The following is a 9,000-nucleotide window of genomic DNA, read 5'->3' as shown; positions in this document are numbered from 1 at the left end:
TATTCCGCGCCAGACCTCACCGCGCTAGCAACCAGCCTCAACCCCACACCAAACACAAAGCCGAAATCAGCGAGTTGATTTTCTGCAATCCCTAAGTGCGCGAATCCGCTAGCGCGGCGTTGGAGAGAACCCGGCGGAGTTCCCGGCGCGAACCGATGGCGAGCTTGGTGAACACCTTGCGCAGGTGCCATTCCACGGTGCGCGGGCTGAGGAACAGCTGGGCGCCGATCTCCGGGTTGGTGTGACCATCGCGGGCCAGCCGGGCGATCTGCGCCTCCTGGGCCGTGAGCACGACCAGCGTCTGCGGCGTGGCCCGGTGCACGGTTTCACCGGTGGCCAGGAGTTCCCGGCGGGCGCGTTCGGCGAACGCCTCGGTTCCGATGCGGCCGAACATCTCGTGCGCGGTGCGCAGCTGTTCGCGCGCCTCCAAGCGCCGGTTCTCCCGGCGCAGCCACTCGCCGTGCAGAAGGTGGGTCCTGGCGAGGTGCACCGCGGCACGGCTGCGGGCCAGCCGCTCGACGGCCTCGCGGTAGAGCTCCTCGGCCGCCTCACCCGTGCTCAGCAGCGCCAGCGAGCGAGCCTCGATCCCGGCAGCCCAGTTCGTTCCGCAAGCTCTCGTTCGCTCGTGGAGCCGCCGGAAAGCGTCCTCGGCGACCTCGCGCCGGCCGCTTCGCACGCCCGCCTCGACCAGTTCGCCCAGCGTCCACCAGTAGACGCTAAGCTGATCGTTCCGGCAGGCCCGCTCGGCGGCGGCGACCGCCGTCTCGTACTTGCCGAGGCCGTTGCCCAGCACCGCGGTCGCGTAGTCGGCCATCGTGATCGCCCGCCCCTCGCCCCGGTCGTCCGCATCCCGCGCGCTGGTCTCGATCAGCTCCAGCGCCTGGGCTTCGCGGCCGCGGGTCGCGGCGAGCATCATCGCGGCGTACCGGTGCGGCGCGTTGCCGGACGTCTGGGCGATCGCATCGGCCTCGTCGAACATCTCCGACGCCACGTCGAGCTCGCCGGCGTGCACGTGCTCCCCGGCGCGGTAGCTGAGCGCGGTGGCGAGCGTGGTGAGCGCGCCCGTGTCGCGCGCCCGGCGGAGGCCGCGGGCGGCGAGCTCGCGCCACGCCTCGTCGTCGCCCAGGTCGGTCGCGACGCGGCAAGCCAGCCCGATCCAGCGGGCGTCGTCGGTCCCCGTGCCGCTGCGGCGGAACGCCCGCACCGCGCGCTGGAGCGTCGGAACGCCGGAGGCGAATCCGCCGGTGAACCGCGCGGCCAGCCCGTCCAGCAGGAGGTCTATCGGCCGCTGCGGTGCGCGCCGGGCGGCTTCGGTCGCCCGCAGCGCCTCGTTGCAATCGCCGACGCGCCCCGTGAAGATCGCCGCTTCGAGCGCTTCGAGGTACGTTTCGCGCGACAGCGCGACGTCGAGCGGTTCGAGGCGTTCGGCGGCTCGCAGCAGCAGCGGCGGGGCGTCGCGGCCCCGGTTCACGGCGAGCGCGATCTCGGCGTGCAACAGGTCGGCCCTGGCGTGCTGGAGCTCGTCGAGCGGTGCTGCTTCGGCGATGGCCAGCAGTCCCAGCGAAGCATCGGGCGCGCCGGCATCCAGCTTCTGCTGGGCGGCCGCCAGGGCGCGCGCACCCCGGCGCGCCGGATCGGGCGTCAGCTCGGTCGCTTTCGCGAGGAAGGCGGCCGCCGCCGCGATCCCGCCCCGGCAGTGCGCCCGGTCGGCCGACCGTTCCAGTTCGCCGGCCACCACCTCGTCCGGGCCGTGGGCCGCGCGGGCGCGGTGCCACGCGCGCCGATCGGGATCCACCTCCGGGTCGGTGGCCTCGCCCAGCGCGCGGTGCACCCGCTGGCGCTCGTCCGGCGACGCCGTTCGGTAGACCACGGAGCGCACCACCGGATGCCGGAACCGCACCCGGCCGCCGATCTCGATCAACCCGGCGGCTTCGGCCGGGCCGGCCGCGCCTGCCGGCAGCTCAAGCCCGGCGACGGCCCGCCAGAGCAGGCCGGCGTCGCCCGACGGGTCGGCCGCGGCGGTCAGCAGCAACCGCTGGGTATCGCCGGGCACCGCCCGGATCCGGCGGGTGAAGCACTGTTCGAGGCAGCCGGAAACGGGCCCTGGGTTGGGCAGCCCGAACCCGCCGGCGAGCTCGGCCGGGGTGAACACGCGCGGCAACTCCAGCAGCGCCAGCGGGTTTCCGCGGGTCTCCGCGATGATCCGGTCCCGCACCTGCTCGTCGAGCCGGCCGTGCATCACCGAGGCCAACAGCTGGGCGGCGTCGGCGGAACCGAGGCCGTCGACGGAGAGCTCCGGGAGGTCGGCCAGGTCGTGGTCGTCGTTGGGCTCGCGCACGGCGAACACCACCGCGACCGGCTCGGCCAGCAGGCGGCGCGCCGCGAACGACATGGCCTGCACCGAGGCCCGGTCGAGCCACTGCGCGTCGTCGATGAGGCAGACCAGCGGCCGCTCCGCGGCGGCTTCCGAAAGCAGCGTCAGGACGGCCAGGCCCACCATGAAGCGATCCGGGGCACCGCCCTCGTGCAGGCCGAACGCGACGCGCAGCGCGTCCCGCTGCGGCTCCGGGAGCCGGTCCAGGCGGTCGAGCATCGGCGCGCACAACTGGTGCAGACCGGCGAAGGCGAGCTCCATTTCGGACTCCACGCCCACGACGTGGGCGAGGCGACAACCCGACGCGCGCTCTCGGACGTAATCCAGCAAGGCCGTCTTGCCGGCACCGGGCTCGCCGCGGAGCACCAGCGCGGAACTCTGCCCCGTCCGGACTCTCGCCAACAGGCGATCCAGCAACTCGCACTCGCGGTTCCGGCCACGCAGCCCGGCCCCAGCACGGCCGGAAATAGCCATATTCCGATGGTAGGGGCGGCGACCCCTCGATTGGCAACACCGCCGGGCACCCGCGGAAAAGCGGGTGCGACCAGGGAGCGGGCCCGGGTGTTCCACTGGCGCATCCGGTGCGCCGGCGGAGAAAACTCGTTGGTGTCCGGGGGTTTCGAAGCCGCGAGCACGGCGGAGAAGTACGGGCAAGGGACTAAAGTAACGGAACCAGGGGAAATCTCCATGCGCACAGCGGTTGGGGCGTTGGCCGGTCTGGCTTTGGTCGCGCCTTTGGCACTGGGAATCGCCGATGTCGGAACGGCTGCCGCGAGCGGCGCGTCGAGCGTCGTGGCTGCGGCGCAACCGGCCTCGACAGCGGGGCACTTCCACGCCGAGAAGGACAACAGCAAGGACAAGAAGAGCAAGGGGGGCAACACCAGGGGCGAGACCGACAGCAGCGAGGGGAGCACCAGCAGCCGAAGCAGCAGCGGAAGCAGCAGCGGAAGCAGCAGCAGCTCAGGCGCCTCCGGGCAAACTGCGTTGCCGGTTTCGGCGGTCAGGTGACGACTTCGTCGGTTGCTAACCGAGTCAACAGCGACCGCGTCGCGGTGCATCGTCGGCATCAACGAGATAGCCCTCTGCAGTTTGATCGGGTTAGCGGTGCACCGACGCGGTTGAGTGGTGGTGTGCGAGGGCCAGGTTCCTGGTGCAGCCGCGACTGATGTGCAAGCGGTTCGGACTGCGTACCCGCTTTCGGCGTCCCACCAACCTTGCGCCGAAGGTCCGAGCAGGCCCGTGCCGCGCCCAGGTGAGTCTTGGGAGTAGTCGCTACGGTGCGTAACCCGATGGTGTGGTGACTGAACCGACAGCGGCATTTGTGATCCACTACCGTCACTTCGGCCTGGAGAACGGCCTGTGCTAGCCGGTACTCAGCGGCGCCTCCACCTTGGCTAGGCATGCGGCAACTAGCCCGCGAAGCCGCCAACCGATCTGATCGCGAGAGCTTAAATCGCTCTCCCGCGTCGCTGCGTCGTGCGGTGCCGATGGTTGAGGCAGCGTTCTGCCAGGGAGAATGTTGATCTTTTCGGGGGGTTTGAGCTGATCTCGATGGGGCCACGCGTTCGTCCCGGGCAATGTCGTTCGTAGGGCATAGCGATAGGGCGGCGAAGGGTTGGTACCAGGTGAGCAAGGTCTTGCGGGTCAACTGGATCCAGGCCAAGGACAGAAGGGGGTGGCAGGAGCCCTACGACCTCGAAGGCCGATTGGTTGGCGTGATCGGCCCGATCGACCGGGGCAAGAGTTCACTGGTCGACTGCATCGACTTCCTCTTCGGTCGGAGTGTGCGCTTCAAAGGCGCCGTCGATCAGCATTTGCAAGCCGTTAGAGCGGAATTGAAAATCGGCGACGGGGCGTTCGTGCTCCATCGGCGACGAGACCAGCTTGGTTGGGTCGAGATCAAGGATGCAGTTGGCGACGAGGTGGGGTCGTTCCCCATCAAGGCGGGTGAAGGGCGACAGAGCTTGTCTGACTGGCTGCTGGCGCAACTGGACCTGGACGACGAGTTCGCCTCGGTGCGACTGCCGAATGGCAAGCGCCTGGACTTCGCCGCTGATTTGCTCCCTTACCTGCACATCCGGCAGGAAGACATCGACCGTTTCGTCGTTCGCTCCGCCGCTGCGTCGGACGAAGCCGCCCGGCTCGCGGTCGCGAAGCTGCTGCTGTTGTTGAGCAATGCGAAGTTCGAGCGGCTCAATGCGGAGATGCACGATCTGAGGAACGACATCAAGAATCGCCAGGACAAAGCCAAGGCGATCGCTAGGTTCCTCGACGAGTCCGACGCTACCAAGAGGGACGCACTGGAGACCGATCTCGCAGGACTGCAGGAGAAGGAGAAGGAGGCCGCGCAAACTCTGAGCATCCTCCGGGGCGACGCCCGTGCGGCCACCGCATTCGCCGAGCAGCTAGACCGCAAAGTCGAGGCCGAACGTGCCAAGCTGCGGACGGCCGAAGATGAGGTCGACCGCGCGCTACGGCGAGAGCGAGAGGCTGTCAACCGGATCGCTGCTATCGACGACTCGCTCAGCACGCTCACCGCCGTAGCGACGGCCTCGCCGGACACCCGAAATAGCCTTCCCCTGTCGTTTCCGGCCTGCCCGACATGTGAAACCAACCTCGCAGAGCGAGTTGTCGGAGCTGGACGGTGCAGTCTGTGCACCGAGCCGCTGCCGGGATCCTCGCAACCTGCCGAGAAGGAGCGCTTGCAGCGGCTCCGCGTGGATGCTGCGCAGGAACTCAGCCTCGCCGAGGTCGATCTGGCGAAGGCGCGTGACGCTGTTGCGATCGTACGCGGGAACCTCGACGAGGCGAGACTGGCATTAGACGGTCGGACATTCGAGACGGTAACGCCCTACGTCGACGCGATAGCGACCTCGGCCGCTGAACTAGAGGCGATCCGCCGCCAACTCGCGACATTGGAGCGGTTGCGAGTACCACATCGACGGCTGAACCAGCGATACGAAGAGATCGAAGCCCGGAAAGCCGTCCTGCAAGAGCTCGACCAACAGCGGACTCGCATCGTTGCGGAGCTGAACAAGCCCATCGACGTGTTGGCCCGGATAGACAGCCTCTTCCGGACCATCATCAAAGCGTTCGCGTTGCCGTGGGCCACCGGCCGGGCACGACTGGATCCGGACACCCTGTTGCCGATGGTTGACGAGCAGGACTTCGGACAGCGGGGCGGCGGATCACGGACTGCGGTATCAGTGGCATATAGTCTCGCCCTCCTGATGTATGCGCTGGAGGATCCAGCAGGCTTCCACTTACCGACGTTCTTGATCCTTGACTCCCCGCAGAAGAACCTCGGCCGGGACGGCCACGACGCCGAGCTTGCCGAGCGGATCTACCGCTGGATCGGAGATTACCTGGAGGAACGTCGTACGCTCCTGGGCGGCCGATACGAAACGTTCCAGGTCATCATCGTCGACAACAGCGTCCCGCCGAAGGTCCGCGGCCGGTTCGACAAGGTTGTGCGATTCGACGACGGCACGGGTTTCATACGCGACCTCGACAATCCTCATGGCGAACCCGAATCACCGGAACAGCCACCGCTGGACGAGGAGTTCGATGGGAGTGCCGTCTAACCCGGGAACCGAGCGTCCACTACCCCCATCGGGAGCCGAGCAGTTGCTCCGTGATGGCTGCGAGGCGGGCCGCCTCGGCGGGGGAGAACAGGTCGTTCCGGATGCCGATCCTGGCGTGCGTGCCGAACGCGCTGAGCGGCTCGGCGGGTGGGACGTCGAGGAGCCCGACGATCGGTGGCACCACTTCGGTCGCCGGTTTCGCCGTGGCCTTCTGCTGTTCGACGAACCGGGCCGTCGGCGCGTCGAACTCGCCCGCGAAGCTCGTCGACGTCGGTCCCGGCTGGAACAGCACGTACCGCACGGGCCCGTCGCCGTGGCGCCGCGCGAAGTCGACGCCGAGCAGGTCGTTGTAGCGCCCCGTCGCGAACATCGCCCGCACGCCGTCGTAGTTCTCGTTCTGCAGATCGGCCCAGTCGATCGGGATGTCCTGGCCGGGGCCGGCGACGTTGACGATGACCGGGCGGTCGCCCTTCGCCAGCGCGCCGATCAAGCCGTGGCTCAACAGGAACCGGCTCAGGTAGAAGAGCGCGAAGTTGTGCTCGAACCCTTCCGGCGTCACCTTCCGGCGCGTCTGGAAGAAGCGCGCGCACAGCACGAGCCCGTCGATCTCCGGATGCTCTTCGGTCAGTTCGCGGATGATCCGCCGGTTCTCGGCCACCGAGCCGAGATCAGCCCGCGCGAACGAGGCCGTTCCGGGCGAATCGGCTGCCTCGCGGAGCAGGCGGTCGCCCTTGCGTGGATCGGTGCCGATCACCACGGCGTGGTCGCCGCGGGAGAACAGCGCACGCGCCACGGCGGCGCCGATTCCGTCCGTGCCGCCGGTGATCACGAATGTCCTGGTCAAGGTCGTCTCCAGTGGATGGTTGGTCACGCGTGTCCGGCGACGGGTGCGGTTTCGGTCATCGGGGCGGCCGGTGCGGGGCGCCCGGGCAGGATCCTGGCCGCGGCGGAGATGGCCACGCCGGCGCCCACCAGCCACCAGAAGGTCGTGCGGAACGCCGCCTCCGGCGGCGCGGAGGCCGTCGCGCTCTGCAGCACCAGGGTCAGCAGCGTGATCCCGAGGGCGCCGCCGATCTGGTGCACGATGAACAGCGCTCCGGTCGCGCGGGAGGCCGCGACGGGCGGCACGGTCCGGTAGACCGAACCCATGGTCGCGGACGCGACGACGCCGAGCCCGAACCCGACGACGACCAGCCCGAGCGTGGCGACGACGCCGTTGAATCCCAGCGCGTAGGGCAGGAATCCAGGGATGAGGAGCAGGCCGCCGGCCGTGGCCGGCAGGCGGGCCCCGGTCCGGTCGGAGAGCCTCCCGGCCGTCGGCTGCGCGACGACGGCGCCGAGCCCGAACGGGGCGAGCAGCAGGCCCGCCGCCATCACGCCCTGCCCGCCGACCTGCTGGAAGTGCAGCGGGAGTAGGAAGACCGTCCCGAACATGATCGAGCCGATCAGGAACAGCACGGACACGCTGGCGGCGAAACCGCCGCTGCGGAACAGCCGCAGGTCGATCAGCGGTTCGCGCCGGGTGGTCAGCGCGTGGGCGACGTAGCCGGCGAAGAGCAGGGCGCCGAGGGCACCGGCGATCAGCACCGGGGCCGTGACGCCCTCGACGGCGTTCGCCAGCGAGTACATCAGCGCGGCGAAGCCGGGCGGCAGCAGCAGCACACCGAGGACGTCCAGGCGCTTGGCCGCTTCGCCGGTGGTCGCGTCGTCGGCCGGCATCAGGCGAACGGCGAGCACGATCGCCAGCACCCCGACCGGGACCTTGACCAGGAAGATCCACTGCCAGGGCAGCCCCTGCAGCAGCAGGCCACCGAGGACGGGGCCGATCATCGGTCCCATCGTCATCGGGGCCGCCGCGAGGCCGAGCACCCGGCCGACGCGCTGCTGACCGGCCGCGCCGGCGAGCGTGGCGAGCATGACCGGTTCGAGCAGGCCGCCGCCGAGGCCGGTCAGCAGCCGCGTCGCGATCAGGCTCGGCGCGTCCCAGGCCAGGCAGGAGGCGACCGATCCGAGTACGAAGACCGACAGCCCGGCGAGCCAGGTGCGGCGGGCGCCGAACCGGTCGATCGCCCAGCCGGACAGCGGCGCGGTGACCGAGACGGCGAGCAGGTAGGCGGTGGTCACCCACTGGATCGCGGCCAGCGTCGAGCCGAATTCGCGGACCAGCGTGTCGATTCCGACGCCGGTCATGGTCGTGTCCAGCAGGGCGAGGAACGCGCCGAGGGTCATGGTGACCAGCAACTTGCGGAGCGCGGAATCCAGTGGTTCTGAGCGAGCAGCCATGTCCGTTCCCGAGTGGTATCTAAAATTGAACTTATGAGTTCAATTTAGCGATCACATGAGTACATGCGCAACGGGGGTGGCTGCGAGCCGGGCGCGGGTTCCCGCGAGGCGGGACGGGGCGGCTCATCCGGCTTCCAGTTGACTTTGCCGCCCGGCCGACGAGACTGGTGACGTGGTCAAGACGCTGCACCCGCAGAACTACGGCGACGCCTACGACGTCGGTGATTACTTCCGCAAGGGCGTGCCGGTGGTGATGGACCTGACGAGCCTGCCCAAGGCGGAAGCGGTGCGGCTCGTCGACTTCGCCGCGGGCATGGTCGTCGGGCGCGGCGGCTCCATGGACCGGGTCGCGCCGCGGGTCTTCCTGCTGACCCCGCCGGGAGTGTCGGCCGAGGAAGGTCAACAGGAGCCGGCGAAAGCCCCGTCCTGACGCGGCCGGAGCGGGAAGACCCGTGAGCGCTTCGGGGCATTAGGGCACCCCAAAGCACTCACGGGCCCAGGGCTCACCACTCACGATCTCGACGCGCCGCGCTGTTCGTGTCGGTTCGACTTAGGGGTTCTTTTAGGATGCGGCGTCAGCCGCATGCGGTGCGGGACTCAGCTCGCACCGCCGCGGGTTCTCAGCGTTCGTCTGGCGAGGACAGCCGCGACGCCGTGTATTGGTCATACATATTGATTGGTAGTGCAAATGTGGCGTGTCTAGTCTGCGGCGTAGCGGACTTCGTCCTTGCCGAAGAAGGCTTGTACGCGTTCGGGCTG

6 protein-coding genes are annotated in these 9,000 nt (G+C 69.0%); 3 read left to right on the top strand and 3 right to left on the bottom strand.

All coding sequences use genetic code 11. The features are described from left to right. Window positions 1–91: 91 nt before the first annotated feature. Entirely contained in the window at window positions 92–2,848 is a 2,757-nt protein-coding gene (locus tag AC07FN_RS45110) for a helix-turn-helix transcriptional regulator (RefSeq protein WP_478401245.1), read from the bottom strand. 213 nt (window positions 2,849–3,061) lie between these two features. Here AC07FN_RS45110 and AC07FN_RS45105 point away from each other — a divergent pair, with 213 nt between their 5' ends. Next, window positions 3,062–3,382 carry a hypothetical protein gene (locus AC07FN_RS45105; RefSeq protein ID WP_478401244.1) on the top strand — a complete coding sequence of 107 codons (321 nt, stop codon included), beginning with the start codon at window positions 3,062–3,064 and terminating at the stop codon, window positions 3,380–3,382. A 617-nt stretch (window positions 3,383–3,999) separates the two neighbouring features. Continuing rightward, window positions 4,000–5,958 carry a hypothetical protein gene (locus tag AC07FN_RS45100; protein WP_478401243.1) on the top strand — a complete coding sequence of 653 codons (1,959 nt, stop codon included), beginning with the start codon at window positions 4,000–4,002 and terminating at the stop codon, window positions 5,956–5,958. A 19-nt stretch (window positions 5,959–5,977) separates the two neighbouring features. On the opposite strand, the gene AC07FN_RS45095 is transcribed toward AC07FN_RS45100, so the two are convergent. After that, window positions 5,978–6,802: an SDR family NAD(P)-dependent oxidoreductase gene (locus AC07FN_RS45095; protein WP_478401242.1), complete on the bottom strand. Its 825-nt coding sequence runs from the start codon at window positions 6,800–6,802 to the stop codon at window positions 5,978–5,980. 23 nt (window positions 6,803–6,825) lie between these two features. Continuing rightward, a complete protein-coding gene (locus tag AC07FN_RS45090; protein WP_478401241.1) occupies window positions 6,826–8,241 on the bottom strand; it encodes a DHA2 family efflux MFS transporter permease subunit in 1,416 nt (471 codons plus the stop codon). A gap of 172 nt (window positions 8,242–8,413) precedes the next feature. Between AC07FN_RS45090 and AC07FN_RS45085 the strand changes: the two genes are divergently transcribed. Then, on the top strand, window positions 8,414–8,671 hold the full coding sequence (locus AC07FN_RS45085) for a cell division protein SepF (protein ID WP_478401240.1): 258 nt from the start codon (window positions 8,414–8,416) through the stop codon (window positions 8,669–8,671). Window positions 8,672–9,000 lie beyond the last annotated feature (329 nt).

The sequence above is a fragment of the Saccharopolyspora sp. NPDC045941 genome (assembly GCF_056431445.1).
Note: the sequence above shows the minus strand (reverse complement) of the source record. Positions and strands in the feature narration are given on the sequence as shown.